The 22,333-nt window shown below is 37.0% G+C and carries 16 protein-coding genes and 1 pseudogene; all 17 read right to left on the reverse strand.

Annotation, left to right across the window (positions count from 1 at the left end):
• Nucleotides 1-178: 178 nt before the first annotated feature.
• The 17 genes and pseudogenes from ftsX to NSS71_RS14805 all read right to left on the reverse strand — a co-directional run bounded on the left by ftsX (nt 179) and on the right by NSS71_RS14805 (nt 22,309).
• The gene (gene ftsX, locus NSS71_RS14725) at nt 179-1,072 is read right to left on the reverse strand and encodes a permease-like cell division protein FtsX (RefSeq protein ID WP_047943911.1); all 894 of its coding nucleotides are present in this window, start codon (nt 1,070-1,072) and stop codon (nt 179-181) included.
• Nucleotides 1,062-1,748: a cell division ATP-binding protein FtsE gene (ftsE, locus tag NSS71_RS14730; RefSeq protein WP_047943910.1), complete on the reverse strand. Its 687-nt coding sequence runs from the start codon at nt 1,746-1,748 to the stop codon at nt 1,062-1,064. Before ftsE ends, ftsX begins: the two co-directional genes overlap by 11 nt.
• A 675-nt stretch (nt 1,749-2,423) precedes the next feature.
• Nucleotides 2,424-3,242: a YitT family protein gene (locus NSS71_RS14735; RefSeq protein ID WP_047943909.1), complete on the reverse strand. Its 819-nt coding sequence runs from the start codon at nt 3,240-3,242 to the stop codon at nt 2,424-2,426.
• Nucleotides 3,243-3,649: 407 nt separating this feature from the next.
• Nucleotides 3,650-4,450 (reverse strand): undecaprenyl-diphosphate phosphatase, encoded by an 801-nt coding sequence (gene bacA / locus NSS71_RS14740; RefSeq protein WP_047943908.1) that lies wholly within the window; start codon nt 4,448-4,450, stop codon nt 3,650-3,652.
• Nucleotides 4,451-4,592: 142 nt separating this feature from the next.
• Entirely contained in the window at nt 4,593-6,278 is a 1,686-nt protein-coding gene (locus NSS71_RS14745) for a DUF6044 family protein (protein ID WP_047943907.1), read from the reverse strand.
• Nucleotides 6,275-6,703: a GtrA family protein gene (locus tag NSS71_RS14750; RefSeq protein ID WP_047943906.1), complete on the reverse strand. Its 429-nt coding sequence runs from the start codon at nt 6,701-6,703 to the stop codon at nt 6,275-6,277. Before NSS71_RS14750 ends, NSS71_RS14745 begins: the two co-directional genes overlap by 4 nt.
• Nucleotides 6,700-7,683, reverse strand: a complete 984-nt coding sequence (locus NSS71_RS14755) for a glycosyltransferase family 2 protein (RefSeq protein ID WP_047943905.1) — start codon at nt 7,681-7,683, stop codon at nt 6,700-6,702. Before NSS71_RS14755 ends, NSS71_RS14750 begins: the two co-directional genes overlap by 4 nt.
• 244 nt (nt 7,684-7,927) lie before the next feature.
• Nucleotides 7,928-9,032, reverse strand: a protein-coding gene (gene prfB, locus NSS71_RS14760) for a peptide chain release factor 2 (protein ID WP_123258225.1) whose coding sequence is annotated in 2 segments (ribosomal slippage) — nt 7,928-8,959 and nt 8,961-9,032 — 1,104 coding nt in all. Because the reading frame shifts where the segments join, the coding sequence is not laid out codon by codon here.
• Between the two features lie 329 nt (nt 9,033-9,361).
• Complete coding sequence (gene secA / locus NSS71_RS14765; RefSeq protein ID WP_047943904.1) at nt 9,362-11,881, reverse strand: preprotein translocase subunit SecA; 2,520 nt, start codon at nt 11,879-11,881, stop codon at nt 9,362-9,364.
• Nucleotides 11,882-12,294: 413 nt separating this feature from the next.
• Nucleotides 12,295-13,227, reverse strand: coding sequence for a Gfo/Idh/MocA family protein (locus NSS71_RS14770; RefSeq protein ID WP_082138410.1), 933 nt, complete (start codon nt 13,225-13,227; stop codon nt 12,295-12,297).
• 774 nt (nt 13,228-14,001) lie between these two features.
• Nucleotides 14,002-14,169: pseudogene (locus NSS71_RS14775) on the reverse strand (Gfo/Idh/MocA family protein); the annotation flags it as partial.
• Nucleotides 14,170-14,188: 19 nt separating this feature from the next.
• Entirely contained in the window at nt 14,189-15,343 is a 1,155-nt protein-coding gene (locus NSS71_RS14780; RefSeq protein ID WP_341151787.1) for a Gfo/Idh/MocA family protein, read from the reverse strand.
• A gap of 186 nt (nt 15,344-15,529) precedes the next feature.
• Complete coding sequence (locus tag NSS71_RS14785) at nt 15,530-16,423, reverse strand: ABC transporter permease (RefSeq protein WP_341151788.1); 894 nt, start codon at nt 16,421-16,423, stop codon at nt 15,530-15,532.
• A 17-nt stretch (nt 16,424-16,440) separates the two neighbouring features.
• A complete protein-coding gene (locus NSS71_RS14790) occupies nt 16,441-17,304 on the reverse strand; it encodes an ABC transporter permease (protein WP_047943900.1) in 864 nt (287 codons plus the stop codon).
• Nucleotides 17,305-17,308: 4 nt separating this feature from the next.
• Nucleotides 17,309-18,439 (reverse strand): ABC transporter ATP-binding protein, encoded by a 1,131-nt coding sequence (locus NSS71_RS14795; protein ID WP_061800929.1) that lies wholly within the window; start codon nt 18,437-18,439, stop codon nt 17,309-17,311.
• Between the two features lie 58 nt (nt 18,440-18,497).
• A complete protein-coding gene (locus NSS71_RS14800; RefSeq protein ID WP_061800930.1) occupies nt 18,498-19,667 on the reverse strand; it encodes an extracellular solute-binding protein in 1,170 nt (389 codons plus the stop codon).
• 563 nt (nt 19,668-20,230) lie between these two features.
• A complete protein-coding gene (locus NSS71_RS14805) occupies nt 20,231-22,309 on the reverse strand; it encodes an alpha-glucuronidase family glycosyl hydrolase (protein ID WP_341151789.1) in 2,079 nt (692 codons plus the stop codon).
• Nucleotides 22,310-22,333 lie beyond the last annotated feature (24 nt).

Consider the following 22,333-nt stretch of genomic DNA (forward strand, 5'->3'; position numbering starts at 1 on the left):
TCGTAAAGTTGGTAAACCTGATGCTTTCTCTCTTTTTTATTACTTAATCCCCAAGTCTAAACAATAGCCAACAAATCTTTAGAAAACAGCATTTTTTCCAATATAATAGCTTGAAGCACTGTAGTTCTCGCTCTTCAAGCTATTGACCATAAGACTAATTTATTTAACGACAACTACTTTACACTCTTAAAAACTTGCGGATACTCATTACGGAACCCCATATTCCAATCACCGCTCCCATTACTAGAAGTAATCCGGATACTTGGAATACAAATGGAGTATAATCCAGAATTTTAATATAGCTTCCTGCTAATTTTGCAATTAAGAACTGATATGCATAGTAATATATTGCGCTAACTGCAGCTATCGGGATAATCGACCCTAATAGGCCCAGCCACATACCTTCTAAGAAAAATGGCCAGCGGATGAACCAGTTAGTCGCTCCTACTAAACGCATAATTTCAATTTCTTTTCTTCTTGCTACAATTGTAATCTTAATTGTATTAGAGATTAGGAACATCGCTGTAAATAGCAATCCAATAATCAGGACAATTCCTACGTTTCTACTCAAATTAATTGCGCTAAACAACTTTTCAACCGTGCCTTGTCCATACCTTACTTTTGCAACATGTTCAAATTTCTCAATCTTCTTTACTACAGCTAATGTATCCTCCGGATCTTTTGTTTTCACCACAAATACGTCATTCAACGGGTTATCCTGTTCAAAAAGTTTAAAGGCATCCCCATCTTCTCCTAGACTAGTGATTAAGTTGTCCAGTTCTTCTCCTTTAGGTGAGAAGATAACACTACCAACTTCAGGAATCCCCTTAATTTCTTCTTCTAGAGCGCTTTTCTCTTCTTTCGTTGCTGCCACATCAATATGCACTCTGATCTCTACATTTTCTTCAATGGAAGTCGCTACATGATTTAAATTCATCATAATAACGAAAAAAACACCAACAAGAATTAATGTGATCGTTACCGCACTGACAGAGGCAAATGTCATCCAACCATTACGAAGAAGGCTTTTAAAACTTTCTCTTGTATGTCTCGCTACTGTTCTAGCCTTCATAGCCGTATTCACCTCTCGTTTCGTCCCTTACAATTCTGCCGCCCTCAATAGCAATAACACGATGCTTAATCGTGTTAACAATTTCACGATTATGTGTTGCCATTACAATGGTTGTTCCTCTATTATTTATCGTTTCAAAAATATTCATAATATCCCATGACGTTTCGGGATCCAGGTTACCTGTAGGTTCATCTGCAATTACCAGTTTAGGAGAATTAACGATCGAGCGTGCAAGCGAAACACGCTGCTGCTCTCCTCCAGATAATTCTGTTGGCAGCATTCTTGCCTTATGCTTTAATCCAACTAGCTCTAAAGTATCCATGACTTTTTTCTTTATATTTTTTGGGTTTTCTTCAATAACTTCTAATGCAAAAGCCACATTTTCAAAAACAGTTAACGTGGGAAGAAGTTTAAAATCTTGAAAGACAACTCCCATGTTTCTTCTTAATAACGGAACTTTCTTATCTTTTAATTTTTCTAAATTAATACCATTTATTCGAATACTTCCTTGTGTGGGCTTTTCCTCACGATACATCATTTTAATGAACGTAGACTTCCCTGCACCACTTGGTCCTACTACATAAACAAATTCACCTTGATTAATCCTAACATTTATTCCATTAGCGGCTATTACACCGTTCGCATACTTCTTCATTACATTTTTCATTTCTATCATCTATTATCACACCTGAATTATTTTTTGTATGGATTATTGAAAAGCGAAGAAGGTACATATAAGTTTGAAAACATAAACGAATCACTGAAGAGTTATGATAGAAGTGATTTGGTTTATGAATTTATCCCCTAGCAATAAGTTTTATTTCTTTCACTTATTCCTTCCACTTTTCCATATGATTCAAAAACCAAAATTCGACAAGTTTCAACCGACTAAAAGTGACAATCTGCAATCTCTGCAGGTTGTTCCTTTTCTTACTTAAATTATTATATCATCATAATACGACAAATTAATGTAAAAAATTATTACATTTTCTTTTCAAACATAACATAAAGTACTATTGATTTCAGCACATACCAGCATTTCCTATTAATATAGTACTACAAATCGACCTATTTCCCCTTTATTTTTGTAATTTTCCTTGATAAATAGTATTATATACCTAAAAACACACATTAATATATCCAGTATTTACATAATGAAGGGATGCTTTTAGGCGGCAAAAAAGTTCATAAAATTAATTTTGTCTGCTTTTATAGGAGCAAAAAGAAAAATTCGACAAAAACAGGTCAGCTTTTTTCCCTTTTTCTGTTAAAATCAACATAAAAAAATATCTTTTTTAGTCCAATTCCTATTTCACGAATCAAATCTAAAAAAGATACTCTCATTTACTATTTATTTAAACCCTCTCCCGAGAACCTCTGAAGCGTCTGTTACAACAACAAAAGCTGTTTCATCGATTGATTGTACTAATTGCTTGAGCTTGATAAATTGAGATTGGTCTACGACACACATTAAAACAGGTCTTTCTGAATCTGTATAACCACCATGCGCTGTTAATCTTGTTACGCCACGATCAATCTTATTTAAAATCCCTTCTCTTACTTCCTCTTGCTTATCTGTAATGATTAAAGTCATTTTGGAACTGCCAAAGCCCACTTGAACCAAATCAATGGTTTTGCTCGTTACAAATAGGGCAATTAAAGCATATAAACCTTGTTCAATACTGAAGACGATAGAAGCGGTGATGACGATTACGCCATCGATCAGAGCTACACATTTTCCTAACGAAATTCCTGTATATTTGTTGATAATTTGTGCGGCTAAATCTGTGCCGCCAGTAGATGCTTTGCCTCTAAAAACAATACCAATCCCCAGGCCAATACCGATTCCGCCATATATCGCAGCTAATAAAGGTTCATTGGTCCATGGCTCCAATCCTCTAGAGAGATACACAACAAATGGCAAAAATACGGTACCTATTAATGTTTTCACTCCAAAGTTTCTTCCTAATAATATAACCCCTAACACAAATAATGGAATATTAAAGGCCCACTGTACATAGGCTGGCTCCCACTTGAATACCGCCTTCGTAATAGTGCTTATTCCACTTACACCGCCAGATGCAATATTATTAGGTAATAAAAATAAATTAAAGGATAAAGCGACAATAGCCGACCCTATTAGCACATAAATATATTCGCGCCATTTCATTTTTTTACACCTCTATTTTCTTGTCAGTTTATGTCATATATACTTGGTGTTCGTATTCGACAATCTTTTTTATGTTAAAAAATATAATCAAGAATATGACATGGTTTTACTATTCAGCTTATTCTATAGAAAAAATCCACATAAAAAAGAGGAAGCGATGTGCATTTCCCCAGTTTTCTGCTTCTAAAAACAAAATGATTCTTCCAAGCAGAGAGTATATCATCTATTATTTGAAGTGTAAATGGTGGCAAATTAGCGTGGTAAAGCGATGAAATAATGGAAATCTTCTTTAGAGGGGTTTTGTTATTTGCCGTATTTCTGTATGAAACTAAACAGACCTTTACGAACAGTTTGGATAGAAAAATGGGACCTCACAACAAAAGTACTGCGAGGCCTTTCTTCCAAGCTTATAAAATAAAAATCCAAAAGAGGAAGGCAAGTACAAAACGATAATAGGCAAAGGGTGCAAGTTTAATTTTATTGATCAGTTTCAAAAAGAATTTGATTGCTAATAATGCAACAACAAAAGCAGTGATAAATCCAGTCAAGAAAAGAGGAAGATCCTGTGGGGATAAATAGTTCCAGCTTTCGAATAAGTCTTTTCCTGTTGCTGCTGCCATAATAGGAATGGCCATAATAAATGTAAATTCAGATGCTGCTTTATGGCTCATACCAGCAAGAATTCCGCCAGATAAAGTCGCTCCAGAACGAGAAAATCCTGGTACTAACGCAAAACACTGAAACATTCCAACTGTAAAGGCTTGCTGATACGTAACCTGATCGAGTGTTTCTGCTGTAGGGCTACGGGGCTTCCATTTCTCGGCTGCAAGCATCAGTAAGCCGCCAATGATAAGGGTGATCACGACCGTTCCTGACCGAAAAAGCACTTCCTTAATAAAATCATAGAACAGGATGCCACCTACCCCAAACGGGATAATGCCAATTGCGATATGAAAAATACTTAATGTCCCAACATCCTCTTCTGCCTGCCATTTTTTTATTCCAAGAATACTTAAAATTCGTCTCCAAAATACAAATACAACAGCAAGAATGCTTCCTAGCTGAATAATAATCTCAAATGTTTTTGCTTTTTCCCCTGTGAATTCCAGTAAATGTGCTACCAATATAAGATGTCCCGTTGATGAAACAGGTGCAAACTCGGTTAATCCTTCCACTATTCCTAATATAATAGCAATCATAATCTCCATGAAGCTCCTCCTATAAGAAAGGTATGTGTAAAAATGCTTATTAACGCCTGTCCATTTTAATATATTTTTTTACCTTCCTATCTAGAATCAAAAATAAAAAAATGCCTGACTTCTTCTTGATAACGAGAAGTCAGGCATTCTTTCACATCACTTTATATAAATAAATATGCCAATTGCTATTTTTTGATTCGAAGTCCTTCATAAAGGTGAGATTAGTTTCTGCAGCATTATTTATTGGAACGGCCGAAAGAATATATTGGCCACCCATCTCTTTCAATGCTTCTACATTTAGTTGTAAATGATTGATTTCTTTATTGGAGCGCTTTGAGTACATATAATTCTCGCCCAATTCATCGACGAAAATATAGCATCGTCCGCCCCAGTCATCATAATAGGTTCTTAATGCTTTATTTTTATTAAGCTCTGGCTCTATTATTTTCCTGAATTGAAGCTTGTAATCTAGTGGATAAATATTGCTATAGGAATCAAGGGTATACAAGCCATTGTATTGTGCTATATTCGGATGAATACCGATGCTCACTACTCTATATTGGTCGAGCGGTTTTCCAATATATTTCTTTATGTCAGTAAACTGTTCTGTAGCAAAGTATGCTTTATAGCTTGGTTGATTTTTGTACATGATTTGTTCATTTGTCGGTACTAAAACAAGTAATTGACCAATAATCAGCACATAGACTAACTTTCGGCCCATGTTACGGTTCTTCCATAACATTTTTAAGGTAAGAGCAAATAAAACATAAATAATCATTGGGCGCAGATAATGGAAGCGCGCAAAATTGAAGCTTGTTAAAATACCAAACTTCTCTTTTAATGGCTGCCAGCCTTCGAAAAACCAAAAAGCATACCATGTGGATAAGACAATATTCAATAGGTGAAGACCGATGTATAGTTTATTTTCACGCCACTGTTTTTTCAAAAGAATAAAGAGTAATCCAAATAAAGTCAATGGTAAAATAATATATTGATGAATGGTTCGATCTTGATTATGACTGAATACATAATTTTTACCTACAAGCTTTAAGGTTTGTACAAAATTCAACTTTGACTGGTAAAATACATCTCTGTTCGTTAATTCATCGGATATCGGGGCAATCATCGAAATAACAAGACGATAATCGATTGCCAAATAAACCATTGTCATATACAAAATGGCGAAAAATAATGGCCAGTTGCTTTTTTTATTCCGCACGAAGTCATATAGCCAGAACAGCCCCATGACAGCTAGGAAATAGAAAAAGCCGATTACAAAGGTGGAAAAGAAAGGAAGTAGCGTTAAAACGGCTAGATCTTTCCAGCTTCTTTCCCCCTTATAAATATTCAGCATACTCCATAAAGCAAGAGGCATTCCAAGAATACTAAGCATTCCTGATGGCCAATAAGGTGTTAAGCTAAAGGCAAGCGCCACCCCAATAGTTAGGATATAAGCTTTATTATGCTCCTCTTTCATCACATATTTTTTCAATAATAAATACATGCCAATAAAAGCAACAAAATGTGTTATTGCTTGGCAAAGGCCATAGGCAATAACAGGTGGCAAGAATTGAAATAGAAACACCATTGCATAATACTCTGAATAATAGGTGTCTCTCGAAAATTCCCCATTCATAATTTGTTCCACTGGTGTATGTAATGGCGAGAAGGCAATTCCGTTATCTTTCATCACCTCATACCAGCCCAAATTAGAATCTAGATTATCATGCACACGCATATGTGCATCTTCATTTAACACAAAATAAGGAAGTACCCATACGAAAATAATGGCAATTGCTATATAAAAAAACGTTCTTTCTCTTTTTAGATAATTCATTTGACGCTCCTAGCATTTTGTTGATATCTTTTTGGAAAAACAAAATATTTTTGTCCAGCATAATTTAACAAGGTATAGAAGCCACTTCCAAACAGAACGGCGATTTCATCTGTATAGGAAGCGAAAACGTTCCATTCACCAAGCAACATTTCAACCAGCACTAACCCAGCTTTATATGCCAGCAGATAAGAGGCTAAAATTACGGCAATAAAGCGAAGTCCACTGCTTCCTAGAGCGGCATTGCTTTTGAATGTAAATCGCTTATTTAAAAAGTAGCTCACACATGCTCCTACAGCATTTCCGATAAAAGTTGCGGCCCAATAGTCGAAATGAAAGGCGTTTAAGCATAAATAAATCATTGTTAAACCAATAAAAGTATTCATAAGACCAACTACTAAAAATATTAGAAATGATTTATCCTTCATCTAGATTGTACCTTTGATCTATTTTCTATTTTTTTGCATAGGTTGCTTTCAATAATATAACGGGGCCGCTGCTTCACTTCTTCATAAATTTTTCCTATGTACTCACCGATTAAACCGATACTCATAAGCATTAATCCACCAAGCAGCCAAACAGAAATCATTATAGAAGTCCATCCCGATTCTGTATGCCCCATAAATTTTTGGACGATGGCATATACACCAGCAAATACGCTAATAACAGAAAATAAGAAACCTAGTATGGTAATAAGACGGATTGGCTTGACACTAAAAGAAGTGATTCCATCTAAAGCAAAAGCAATCATCTTACGGAACGGATATTTGGATTCTCCTGCCGCTCGTTCCTTTCGCTCATAATAAACCTTTGTTGATTTAAAGCCTAGTAAAGGGACAATCCCTCTTAAAAATAAGTTAGACTCTTTAAAGCGAAGCATTTCCTCAATCGCTCTTTTACTTAACAATCGGTAGTCAGCATGGTTATAAACAAGGGATAATCCCATTTTCTCCATTAAACGATAAAAGCCCTGGGCAGTATTTCTTTTGAAAAAAGTATCTGTTTCTCTCTTACTTCTTACCCCATAAACTATCTCATTGCCTTTTAAATACTCTATTATGAAATCTCTGATTACACTCGTGTCATCTTGAAGGTCAGCATCGATGCTTATTACACAATCTGAAAACTTCACAGCCTCTTCTAAACCAGCTAATAATGCCCGCTGATGACCAAAATTTCTAGATAGCTTAATTCCACTAACTAACGGGTCAAACAAAGTAGCATTTTCTATTTTCTCCCATGTCGCATCTTTACTGCCATCATCAATAAACAATAATTGGCTTTGTTCACTGATTAAATTTTCTTCCATTAAATCGCGCAAAACAGTACGTAAATTCCCCATTGTCTGCTCAAATACCTCTTCCTCATTGAAACATGGTACTGCAATGGTTAATATTGTTTTTTGCATTTGTACTACCTCTTTTCTTTCCTTTTATTGCTCAAACCAAATATCCCTTTTAAATTATCCCACTTAAGTAAGACGATAAAACTGTAGAATAGTTTCATAAATTGGAAAAAATTATATGAAAAATATGTAAAAAATAGTGAAATGCTAGTGATAACGGATACATTTTCCTGAAATTCCAATAAAAAAGCCAAATTCTAGGATAGATTAGCACACACTAATCCATTCCGAATTTGACTCGCATTTATTAGGCATTAATTTTTGAACGAAGATAAGCATTAATAAAGATATCAAGGTCACCATCCATAACAGATTGTGTATTCCCGACCTCTGTATTGGTGCGGTGATCTTTCACCATAGAATATGGATGGAAAACATAAGATCGGATTTGGCTTCCCCACCCAATTTCTTTTTGTTCACCGCGGATTTCTGCAAGCTTCTCTTCCTGCTCTTCAATTTTGCGTTGATATAATTTCGCTTTTAACATTTTCATGGCTGTTTCTCTGTTTTTAATTTGGGAACGTTCTGTTTGACAGGAAACAACAACCCCTGTTGGAATATGTGTAATACGTACAGCAGAGTCCGTGGTGTTAATATGCTGACCACCCGCTCCACTTGCACGGTACGTATCAATTTTTAAATCTTCTGTACGAACTTCGATTTCAATTTCATCATTAAACTCAGGCATTACATCACAAGATACAAAGCTTGTATGTCTGCGCCCCGATGAATCAAACGGGGAAATACGAACTAAACGGTGTACCCCTTTTTCTGCTTTTAAGTATCCATAAGCGTTATGGCCTTTAATCGCCAATGTTACACTTTTAATCCCAGCTTCATCCCCTGGCAAATAGTCCAAAGTTTCCACCTTGAAGCCTTTTTTCTCTGCATATCTTGTATACATACGTAAAAGCATACTGCCCCAGTCTTGAGACTCTGTTCCACCAGCTCCTGGATGAAGTTCCAAGATGGCATTGTTTTTATCATATGGTCCACTTAATAATAAATTTAACTCGAACTGACTTAAACGACCGACTAATTCTGTAAGCTCCTCTTCCAACTCCGCACGAAGTTCAGCATCGTCTTCCTCTTTCACCAATTCATATGTTAACTCAAGGTTTTCAAAAGTCTCCACTAATTTATAAAACTCATGAACTTGATCTTTTAATGCATTGCTTTCTGAAATCACGGTCTGAGCAGCCTGCTGATCATTCCAGAAATCAGGATGAAGCATATCATCTTCTAACATAGCAATACGCGCCTCTTTGTTTTCTAAGTCAAAGAGACCCCCTAAAGTTTTCTAGTGTTACATTTATCTTTTCTAACTCATTGCGAATATCTGCTAATTCCATTCATGTCACCCTTTTATATAAATTATAGTTCTAGGTAGTTTACTACTTCCTTTATGTATTATATGGCTTTTTGAAAAAAAATGCATGTTTTCCTGTTAATTTCATGGTGGATAATGATTTTACCGGCGGAGAGAGAGGATTAGTTGCGGTTTTTATTCAATATGCTTGCGGATTCTTCTGCATTACTTGCGACTCTTCTCACTTTATTTGCGACTCCCCCAACTTTTATGACTCTCCTTTTCCCCCTACAAACTTGCTCCGCAAACCAAAACCAATTAAAAAAACCTATCCTTCCTTAAAAGGAAAGATAGGCTGCTCACGAAATTCTTTTATAAATTTGCTCCATGGCAATTTTTATATTTCTTGCCGCTTCCACAGAAGCATGGTGCGTTACGTCCGATATCTAGTTGTTTTACTGCTGGCTTTTTCTTTGGTTTCTTGTCGCCGCCTTCTTCTTTCGGGTTTACTGCTTGGCCTTTTGCCACTTCTTCCCTTTCCAGATTATTGCGGATTTCTGCTTTCATGATATATTTAGCGACATCTTCTTCAATGGCAATGACCATTGCTTCAAACATAGCAAAACCTTCTGATTGATATTCACGAAGCGGATCGATTTGTCCATAGGCACGAAGGTGAATACCTTGTCGTAACTGATCCATTTGGTCAATATGGTCAATCCACTTGCTGTCTACTGCACGAAGCACGATAACTTTTTCAAATTCGCGCATTTGCTCAGGAGAAAGCTTCTCTTCTTTCTCATCATAGCTTTGTAGTACTTTCGCGAAAATAAATTCAACGATTTCATCGCCTTCTTTTCCGCGAAGATCACTTACTTCTACTTCGCCTTCGTTAAGAAGATTTCCATTTACATAATCCACGATCGCCTGTAAATCCCAGCTTTCTCTATCAGCATTATCTGGAGTATGTGCTTGGATATTTCTCTCTAATGATGATTTAATCATATTTTCTACAATAGAGCGCAGATTTTCCGAAGTTAATACCTCGTTACGTTGTGAGTAGATAATCTCACGTTGTTGACGAAGTACATCATCGTATTGCAGCAATTGCTTACGTGAATCAAAGTTGTTTCCTTCAACACGTTTTTGAGCAGATTCTACTGCACGAGAGACCATTTTACTTTGGATAGGCTGAGAATCATCCATGCCTAGTCTTGTCATCATATTTTTCATATTATCGGAACCAAAACGGCGCATCAATTCATCTTCCATCGAAAGATAGAATTGTGTAACCCCTGGATCTCCTTGACGACCAGAACGACCACGAAGCTGATTATCAATACGTCTACTTTCATGACGCTCTGTACCGATAACAGCTAATCCGCCTAATTCTTTTACACCTTCACCAAGTTTAATATCCGTACCACGACCTGCCATATTCGTTGCGATTGTCACCGAACCTTGTTCTCCGGCAGTTGCAATGATTTCCGCTTCTCTTTCATGGTTTTTCGCGTTCAAGACATTATGTGGAATGCCCTTTTTCGTCAAATATTTAGAAATAATTTCAGACGTTTCAATCGCAACTGTACCGACAAGTACTGGTTGGCCTTTTTTGTGGCGCTCGGCAATGTCCTCCACTACTGCTCTGAATTTCCCATCCATAGAAGCATAGATTAAATCTGCGCGGTCATCACGAACAATCTCACGGTTTGTTGGAATAACAACAACATTCATATTATAAATGTTGCGGAATTCTTCTTCTTCTGTTTTCGCTGTACCAGTCATCCCTGCAAGCTTTTCGTACATACGGAAATAGTTTTGGAATGTGATGGTTGCAAGGGTCATACTTTCATTTTGAATCTCTAAGTTTTCCTTTGCTTCAATTGCTTGATGCAAACCATCGCTGTAGCGGCGACCTTTCATCAGACGACCTGTAAATTGGTCAACAATGACAATTTCACCATCTTGAACCACATAGTCTACATCCTTATGCATACTTGCATGGGCTTTTAACGCTTGGGTAATATGATGATTAATCGCAACATTGGAAACATCAAAGAGGTTTTCAATTTGGAATACACGCTCTGCTTTGGACATTCCTTCTTCTGTTAATTGAACACCCTTTGTTTTTTCATCATACGTATAATCTTTTTCTGGTTTTAAGCTGCTGACAAAAATGTTGGCACGAACGTACAGCTGTGTTGATTTTTGCGCAGAACCGGAAATGATAAGCGGTGTACGTGCTTCATCAATTAAAATAGAATCGACTTCATCGATTACGGCATAATACAATGGTCTTTGTACCTTCTGCTCATTATAAAGAACCATGTTATCACGCAAATAGTCAAAACCAAACTCATTATTTGTTCCATAAGTAATATCTGCATTATACGCAGCTTGCTTATCTTCTCTTGAAAGGCCATTTAAGTTAAGGCCCACGGTTAAACCAAGAAAATTATATAATTGTCCCATTTCTGCCGCATCACGAGTAGCAAGATATTCGTTGACTGTAACAACATGGACCCCTTTGCCAGAGAGAGCATTTAAATATACAGGCATTGTCGCAGTTAACGTTTTACCTTCCCCTGTTTTCATCTCTGAAATATTACCGTCATGAAGGGAGGCTCCCCCCATTAACTGGACAGGATATGGATAAAGTCCAAGCACACGCTTTGCTGCTTCTCGAACAACTGCAAATGCTTCTACCAATAAGTCGTCTAATGTTTCCCCTTTTTGGAATCGCGCCTTGAATTCTTCTGTTTTTCCCTTTAATTGCTCATCCGATAATGCTGCCGTTTCATCTGCAAGCAATTCAATCTTATCCGCAATTTTAGTTAATTTTTTAATATCGCGTTTGTTTTGATCAAATACTTTATTTAAAATTCCAAGCATTAAAAAACGCTCCTTTTTCTATTATAATGAGAAATCGCACTAGTTAAAGGGAAGACTATCTTTTTTTCATTAAAAACAGATGAAAAATATTTGTCTTCTTTGTTAACTTATCCTGTGATTTCATCCTTTAAAATCCATTTTTTGATTATTTATCTATAAGACTGACGTAATACTATATATTATAATAGAAGAAAAATGATCGCTAAATACCCATTTTTCTTTAAAATGAAACTAGTATCATCTATACATCTTACCATTTCCACAATAGCGTGACAACTTATACCTAGTAAAACAAAGCATTCTATCAAGCAGACGGACACAAAACAAATAAAACGAGAGGCATGAATATTATTCTGCACTCTCGTTTTATTTGTTTTGGCTATCGCCAATTCACTAACAATCTTTTAATAGACCTATTCGATTTTTATTGCTTTTTCCTGTGCTTCAATACATAATGCCGCAGCAGTAAAGGCATGTTCCTGCGTCATCGCATTTTCTGTGCCATTTATGCAATCTAAAATAAATTGACCGAAAAATGGATAGCCTACTTTACCGCTTAATTGATAGTATTTTTCTCCTTCTCCATTTACCAAAAATAAATGGTTCCCCTCCTTGCTGCGTGCTATATCAATATACTTTCGGACTTCAATATAGCCTTCTGTCCCAATAATTGTCACACGGCCATCTCCCCAAGTTCCCAGCCCATCCGGAGTAAACCAATCGACACGGAAATAAAAGGTAGCGCCATTATCTGCCACCAAAGTTGCATCCCCATAATCCTGAAATTCTGGGTATTGCTTATAGTGATAGTTAGCAACCGTACTATGGAGAACTTTTGCACTTTTCGCATTTGCATAATGTAAAAATTGCTCGATTTGATGACTGCCAATATCCGTTAAAATTCCGCCATATTGCTCTGGATCAAAGAACCAGTCAGGTCGGCTATTGACATTAGCACGATGTGGCCCTGTGCCCATTACAGAAATAACCCGGCCAATCGCTCCTTCTTCTATTAATTGACCAGCAAATACGGCACTTTCTACATGTAATCGTTCACTATAATAAATTCCCCATCTTAGACCAGTCTCTGCTACTTTTTGCTTTGCTTGCTCGACTTGAGCCATTGTAGTAAAAGCAGGTTTATCCACAAAATAGTGTTTCCCAGCATCTAATACTCTTAACCCTAGTGGACCACGCTGGACTGGAATATTCGCACTTGCTACAAGCTGAATCGTTTTATCTTGGAGGATTTCCTCTTCTGACGCTGCTGCCCTTGCTTGTGGATAGGTTTGGATAAATTTTTGCACTTTTTCATCATATAGTGATAGGTAAACCTTTGAGGCCATCTCCAGCTTTTCCCCCACTTCACACCGTGCATGAGACTTTCACCTCACACGGCGTTCCATTGAAAATTCCAAAAGAATCGTGTGTTATTTATTATGTATCTAGCATTCTTGGAAATTTCCAACTAGAGCCTATCCCTCCCCCATTTATTATCATGGTTTCATAGGTACTGTGACTCCACTCTCACGAAAGGTTAATCTGTTTTAATAGGTTATGTTATTCCCCTTTATATACAGAACTGCTTCATAAGCAGGTTAATGCCTCCACATCCTTCCGCTTTCCACGTTCCAATTTCTCTATCCTTCCCATATATCCTTAGGTCTCTCCTATGGTCCTGTATGTATAACTTGCCTGTAACAAGCTATGGGCTTTCATAATCCAGATTCTTACTTACCCACCCATACGATCGCAATTTTGCCACCTGCTGCATTTCTACAGCATTTATGTCTAGAACCGTACATTCGGAGATTTGTCAGTATATCCCTATTCATTCTAACCATAGATACTTTATGGACTCCCGGCATATAGGATACACCATCTACCGCTAGACAGCTTTCGTGATTGACAAGGAATGCCCCTTATCAACTTACGGTATCTCTCTGCCGACTTCACCGAGCTTCATACCAATCTATTTAACCATAGAAATGGCATGTCGGAGTATTAGAGTAGGCGTTTCAGAGCGTTACCTCTTCATTCCACCTATCGAGAAATTAGTTCTCCTAAGGTGATTAAAGTACCTTAGTGTCTAACCTTTTCCGTTAGAAACGTGTCGCACCTGGATCATAAACAGCTACTAACGTGCCGCCTGCTTCTATTAATCCATTACACATCCCATAGATATGCCCATGGTCTAAGCCAATCGCAGCAAACAGAAATTCCCCTTCTGCGACTACCTTATTTACTTGACCTTTCGGCGCATAATTCATTCCATCATTTTTATTCACATTTTTCTCCTCCTTCATATTACTCATATTTACCGCCTACCGTAATATCATTATCTTCAAAATTTTCAATGGCTGTTTTCTTTTCGTAAAAATGAATTGCATTTGTCTGTGTACCTTCTCTTGTGTAGAATAAATTATCTTTTGTTAATGGCAGCTTAATGGTTTTCCCTGTACTCGCAGATTCATAGATTGCTGAAATAAGCTCAAGTGTTTGTCTGCCTTGTTCTCCATCTACTAGCACTGCTGTTCCTTGTTCCAACGCTGTTAACACATCATCGATTTGCCCAGGGTGCCCTTCATATGGAATATCATCTAGCTGCTCATAATAGCGCTGAATTTTTTCTTCCAGTTCTATATCCGCTTCTGGAAATCCATTTCCCTTTGATTTAGACGCTTTTACTTTCCATGGTACGGAGACTCTAGCATTTTTCCCTTGAAAAATTAACTGCTGTTCTTCTCCATGATGGATAACAGAGCTTGTTATTTGTGCAAGGCTGCCATCATCATAACGGCAAATAGCAATAGAAATATCCTCAACTTCTGCATTATCGTGGGAGGCATTACTCATCACAGCAGTTACCTCTGTTGGCATTCCATTCATCCATTTAAAAATATCAATATGATGGACTGCATGATTTAAGGTACAACCACCGCCTTCTTTTTCCCAAGTACCTCGCCACCATAAATCATAATAACTATGCCCGCGCCACCAGAAGGAATCAATCTGTGTATGGACAATCGGTCCCATCATTTTCGTATCTAGTACGCTCTTTAACTTCATCATTGGACTTAGAAAACGATTTTGCGAAATAACGGACAATAACTTGTTATTTCTTTCTGCCGCTGCATTCATGGCATCACACTCTTCTAAAGAAGAAGCCATTGGTTTTTCCACCAATACATTTTTTCCAGCATCAAGAAAATCAATGGCAATTTTTGCATGAGTATAAGGCGGCGTACACACCGAAACTAAATCAATGTCTGTTCGCTCCAGCATCATTTGATAGTCTTCGTACACGGTTGCATTCAAATGGAATTCCTCGGCCTGTTTTTTTGCCTTTTCAGGATACAAATCACATAAGGCAACAATCCTACAGCGCTCAGGAAATTGTTGATATGCTTCAATATGAGCAGATGAAATGGCTCCTGAACCGATAATAGCTACGTTTAGCACAAAACCCTCTCCTTTTCCTTAATCTATTTATTCTTGTTAAAAGAGATTTAGAATCGTTAATCTCCTAGAAATACCTTCTTTACGTTTCATATAAGTCTAGCAGTCTTCTTTGTTTGAAATGCTTCTAAGTAATTCTATGCGACTATTTCACATAAATATTTTTTTCGACATCAGCGAATTATCATTTTATTTTTTACCAAGCCGTCTTTGGGTAAAGCTGGAAATCCATAAACTAATAAAAGCAAATAACAATAATGGAAACATTAATGTTAATGCTAGTGAATTAAGCATAGGCTGCGGCTGGGAACCTGCTCCTTGAAGGACACTGAATACCATAACACTTAGCGTCTGTGTCTTCGGTCCAGAGATTAATAGGATAATGGTAAATGTGCTAAACATACGAATGAAAATATTAATGGCAGAAGCCGTTAACCCAGGGACTAATTGCGGGATAACAATTCTACTAAATAATTTAAATTTAGTTGCACCTAAGGATTCAGCAACCCATTCCAATCTTGGATCCAGCGATTCCATAAATGGCAGCAAAATGAAAACAGAAAACGGAATACCGACAATTAAGTTAACTAATATTAAGCCAGGAATTGTTTCCGCTAGACCTGTTGAATAAAAAATGGAAGCAACAGGTATGGCATAAACAAGTTCTGGTAAGGTAAAAGGCATCTGAAAGAAACTAATCAAGCCTTCTTTAAAAGGAAAGGACTTACGCCCCAATACATATGCAGTTGGAATACTTAGCAACAATGATATAATGGTCGCAGTTACAACAATTTGTAAAGTTATTTTATAAAAGTGACCTATTTCATAAACCTGCCAAGCCTGAACAAACCAGTCCACTGTGTACCCTGCTGGAAGGAAAGTACCATACCATTCTGTTCCGAAGGCAGTTAGTAATACAGCGATCGTCATACCAATAATGGAGGTGATACATACTATTATTAAAAGCCATGTTAGAAATTTATAGAGCATTTTTAGTAATCCTGCCACTTTACTATTCTTAGGTACACTTGCTTCCGTAGGATTGTTTATACCACCCTTAATGGTATTCTCCACAATTCTCACTACATTTCACCTCTTTGTTATTTAAATGTACTTGCTGAACCGACGAATCCTCTTTTACGTAAAGCAAACACAATTGCCAGAATTACTAATTGCGTAATTGCCATTACTACAGCAACTGTATTAGCCATACTGTAGTTAAAGTTTCGCATCGCTTCCTCGAAAGCAACTACAGCAAATGTCCTGGTTGCCGATGCAGGATTACCTACAATCACAGCAGAAGTATACACACCAATCTGCATAATAATATTTAAAGCAAATACTCTTAAAACCCCACCACGAATAAGTGGATAAAATACTCGTCTAAATGTAACCCATTCGCTGGCTCCAAGCGATCTGGAAGCTTTTTCTAAATTTGGATCAATGGAATCCATCATCCCAATGAAATTAGTAGCAAGGAATGCCACACCCAAAATAACACAAGCAATAAATGCACCAGTATAGTTATAGACAAGTCTGATTGGCTCATCAATCAGGCCAATTTGTAAAAGAATCGTGTTGAACCAGCCTGTTGGCTTGAAAAATGAAATAATCGCCATATCAATAATTAAGGAGCCTAATGTAAGGGGGAAAATAATTAATCCGGCTATTATTCCTTTGCCCCTCATCTTTCCTCTTATATAATAGGTAATCGCGAAGGCAATAAATAACTCCAGAAATGCTGCTGGAATAATTAAAGCAAGTGTTCGAAAAATGGTTTGATAATAATCTGGGTTTGTAAAAAACTCAATATAGTTACCCATCGTGAAATTAGAGGTTCCATTTTCTTGGAATGTCATCATAATCCCTCTTATTAATGGATAAACAAATATCAAAAGTACTGGGAGCAGACTCGGGAGAAGCATTAAATAATCACTTTTTTTCGGTTTTGCCTGTTGATTCATGTTTTCACCCCTCATCCAAAATAATAATCTTATCGGGATTCAAATAAAGCTTTACTTTTTGGTGTGCCGTATAAGGATCCAGCCCTAAAACACTAGTCTTCAAAACAGAACCATCTTTGATTTTAATTTCATAGCCAGTAGTGCTTCCAACATAATCCCCAACCAATATCTCCCCTTCTATTACATTGGCTCCAATTCGATCATTTGAGACAATTTCAATCATTTCTGGCTTAATTGTTAGAAGTACACTATCGCCTACCTGGTGGCGACCATTTCCTTTTATCTCTAAACGAAGCTTGGAATCTGACTCAAAAATAAGGTAATCATTATTTTTACTGACAATCATTCCTTTAATAAAGTTAGCGTAGCCTAAGAAATTGGCAACAAAGTGATTTTTAGGCTTTCCGAAAATTTCCTTAGGAGTGCCTAGCTGTTGAATTTCTCCTTTAGACATTACTGCTATTTTAGTGGAAAGCGACAATGCTTCTTCTTGATCATGTGTTACATAAATAGTGGTGATCGCTAGTTCATCATGAATTTTTTTTATTTGAATTCGCATATCTTTACGAAGCTTTGCATCCAAATTACTTAATGGTTCATCTAATAATAGAACCTTTGGACGAATAACTAGTGCTCTTGCAAGGGCAACACGCTGCTGCTGTCCTCCACTTAACTCTTTAATAAATCTATTTTCCAGCCCATTTAGCTGAACCATCTCCACCGCCTCTTGCACTCTGCGCCTTTTTTCTTTTTTTTCTACTTTGCGCATATCTAAACCAAATGCGATGTTTTGAGAAACGGTCATATGGGGAAATAATGCGTAGTTCTGAAAAACCATGCCAATATCTCGCCTATTCATAGCAATATGATTAATCGGAGAGCCATTAAATAGAATATCTCCTGAAGTCGGCTCAAGGGTTCCTAATACCATCGATAAAATAGTTGTTTTCCCACAGCCGCTTGGACCAAGGAATGTCATAAATTCGCCGCTCTCAATTGTCAAATTTGCATTATTCACAGCTGTTGATTCACCAAATTGTTTCGTTAAATTCTTTATTTCAACCTTTGTACTTGTCGTGTTCTTGACTGCTTTAGATACTGCCGACTCCGTATTTGCCAATACTGATTGTTCCATACTAATTCCTCCTTATCTCCCTAGTCTCTAGTAAACAAGAGACTAGGGAAAATACTTCCTATTTGAGTGCTTGAATTTTTTCTTCCCAAAGACCGTATAATTCATTGGTCTCTTCTAAGTCTGGGAATAGTATCCATTCTCCGTCTGGAACTTTCATTTTGTCGCCTTCTTTAAACTCAGGCATTACGGCTTCCACGAGAGTTTCATATGATTTTTGATATTTAGGTTCTAGCATATCAGGTGTTGCTAGACTATTTGCTGGAAGGAAGCCTCGAACATATCCTTGTGCCTGTATTTCCTTCGATGTAGCAAACTTTAGAAACTCGAGCGCAGCATTTTTGCGATCTTCTGGTAAATCTTTTACCATTACATAAAATTGAGAATCGATAACTTGTTTGGCATCCTCCAATTTCACAGCTTCAATATGCGGCGGGATAGTTTTAATTGCTTTATTATCCGCATACCAGAATGGGATGTGCGGTACAATATCTACTGCTCCCTCATAGAGAAGATCAAACGAGTCAGATGTTTTTGCTGGGTAGGATTCAATCGTTTCTCCAATTTCTTCTAAATAACTCCACGTTTTATCTAATGAGCTTGGGTTATTTAAATCTTCTCCCATTGCTTGAATAAGACCAAAGAAGAATCCTCGTGCTGGACCACTAGATGGAACTGCAGGGTATGTAAATTTTCCTGGATTTTCTTTAATCCACTCTCTTAATTCTTCATATGTTTTCGGTGGGTTTTTAACTGTTTTTGTGTTATACATCAAGATAGGACCACCAGAACCAGTTGTAACTGGTGCACCATAGCCTTCGAATTTATCAATATACTCCTGACCAATTTCATTCCATTCTGCAGAATGAGTCTCTTCTGAGTATTCGGGTAATATCTTTTCCCATAAGCCTTCTTTAATGCCAAGTGGAAGACCATCTAAACCAGTCACCACTAGATCAATGGTTCCATTTTTACCTTGCGTTTTTATTTTGTTGATTACTTCTTGGGGTGTACCTCGACCATATTCCACGTTGTATTTTCCATCTGTTGCTTCTTCAAACATCGGTATAACAATATCCTTATAGTATTCATCTCCACCAGCGGCCGAATAAATCGTAAGCGTTATTTTACCGTTTTTACCTCCAGAACTTTTTTCAGCTCCTCCGCATGCAGATAGTAATAAACTAATTGTCATGATTATTGTTAAAAAAAGCCATCTATGCTTTTTCAAAATAATCCCCCCAATTCTCCTGTATTATTAATGCTCGCAAATAAAAATGCAGAATTGTTACTGGACTAAGATGTATTTTGTTTTGCTTCTAAAAACCACCTCCTTTAAGTAGCAACGGCACCGTATAGTGCTTAAATAATTGCAAGCGATTACAATTATACAAATTCAAGATATTCGTTCTATATCCTTCTTTCATTCAACAAGAATATACTAGTATGGTAGTTAGAAGTTTAATTGTTACTTATCGTACGATTTTTGCTTAAAGTTTACTATTCTATTTTGAAAGATCGATGCACTGGTGTGAACAATGGGAGAAATGATTCGTTTTAAAACTACTGTTAAATGAATCTATTTTATTCAAAAGGAGTAGGTTCTTTGGATGATTTTGCTTTCACGATTTAACTTCTACTATTAATCATGATCAATCAGAGGGGTTGTTCCACCCCCCCACTTATTGAAGGGTGACCGAATTGGTCTTTTAAGCGCAGCTGTTCCTCCACCCTGGTTTTCTTTAAATGTAAAAAGTCGATTTTACTGTATAATGCGGGGAAGAGAGGTACTAATTAATAGATCGTTCTATTTTTTTCATCGACAATTCCTGATTTTCTATAAAAATACGTATTAATGCGGTCACGCCATTCTTTCGCATTTTCTAACTGCAGCTGTAAACGTTCTTGTACATTTTCAAAAACCCAATCTTCTACTTTTCCTTCTAATTCATTCCATTTCTTAATAAACATCTCCACTTCTTCTACCCCTTGAAAATGGGTGTTATAAATATGCTGAATGACTGTCTCTCCAGAATGAAGTTTATGTAAGTATGGGACATGGTGGAAAAATAGCAGAAGCTCATCTGGACAATCATCTAATGAGTTGTATCGTTGTGCATTTGGTCCAAAATATTGCCCAGTGTAGCCAGTTCCCGTTTCCATTGTACGATCTACCCCAATTCCATCACAATCTGCAAAGTGATAGGTACCCCATTTGGAATATTCGTATCCGTCAACATTTGGACCATAATGATGATCTGGATTAACCATCCAGCCAACACCAAGGGGTGCCGTATAATGCTCATATGTTTTCCAGGATGAAAGTAAAATATCTTTAACAACACTTGCAACTACTGGATTATTCCCAAATGTTAATTGAATCCATTCATTTGTGATTGTTTCTGTCGTTAAGTCAGGATTCCAGGTTAATCTGCCAAAGCCATAAAGATTGGCCTGTGCTAAAGTATTCCCAGTCCAATTTATATCATTACCAATATTGGAGACAGCAGCAATACCACTATGGCTATAGTTATAAAGTCTGCCAGCTACGATTGATTTTACGGTCGATCCTTCTCCATCCGAATAGGTATCGAACTCTAGCACCTCTTTCCATTGTGGTACTAAATAGCAAACATCCTTCTGTTGACCGGTATATTCCTGCGCAATTTGAAATTCTACTACTTGATTCGTTTCCTTCATGGCGCCTATTAATGGAGAGATTGGTTCCCGTACTTGAAAATCCATGGGTCCATTTTTAATTTGTAAAATGACATTATCAAGGAACTGCCCATCAAGCGGCTTAAAATGATCGTACGCAGCTCTGGCACGATCTGTTTTTCTGTCACGCCAATCCTGTAAGCAATTATAGACAAAACAACGCCATACTACTTTTCCATTAAAAGGCTGTAATGCTCGTGCTAAAACATTTGCCCCCTCGACATGGCCTCTGCCATAACTGAATGGTCCCGGTCTGCCCTCTGAATCCGCCTTTACCACAAAACCGCCGAAATCAGGGATATAGCGATAAATTTCTTCTGCCTTTCTCGCCCACCACTTTTCTACCTCTTGATCAAGTGGATCAGCAGTCGTCAAGTTTCCTAACTCTATTGGACTAGCAAAGTTTATACTCAAATAGGTAGTGATTCCATAAGACCTTAAAATATTTGCTACTTCTTTTACTTTAGGTAAAAACTCTTTTGTAAGCAGTTTCGTTTCTACCTTCCACACATTGACATTATTAATGGAAATAGCATTGACACCTACAGATGACAAAAGGCGAGCATAATCCTTTACCCTTGTTAAGTCCTCATTGAAGTCATTATCATTAAAAAAGATCGATTTTCCAGAATAACCACGTTCAATGGATCCGTTCATGTTATCCCATTGATTCATCATCCTCAACTGATTTTTCGGTGCTTCCTTTATTTCTAAGCCAATTAGCGGTTCTTCTTGCTGTAAAATCCTTAAGAAATGAAAAGCTGCATATAATGCGCCTCTATCTGTTTTTCCGATTAGTAGCATCTGTTTATTATCATCAGTGGTTTTTAATACATAGCCTTCATCATTTAAGTCATCAAATAACGTGGATGAGATGCCATAATCATTTAAGTTAACGCTTTCATATGTACCTAAAATAATAGAGCTTTTCTTTGAATTATATGGTTGAAGAGTTGGATTAACGTCTAGCATGGATTTAAATCCATTCTGGAGTTCCCTTGCAGCAGAATTAATCATGGCTGTATCTCCTGCTATTCCAATCGTAGAAGTGATATTACTGTATTGATGAGCGTTTTCTATTTTACGATACTGCAGCCAACAATGATAACTATTGGTTACGAATTGTTGATTTTCTTTATCCACCATTTTTTCCATTTACATAACCCTCCTATAATTAAC

Origin of the sequence: Niallia sp. FSL W8-0951, assembly GCF_038006525.1 — a bacterium.
GTDB lineage: Bacteria > Bacillota > Bacilli > Bacillales > Cytobacillaceae > Niallia > Niallia circulans.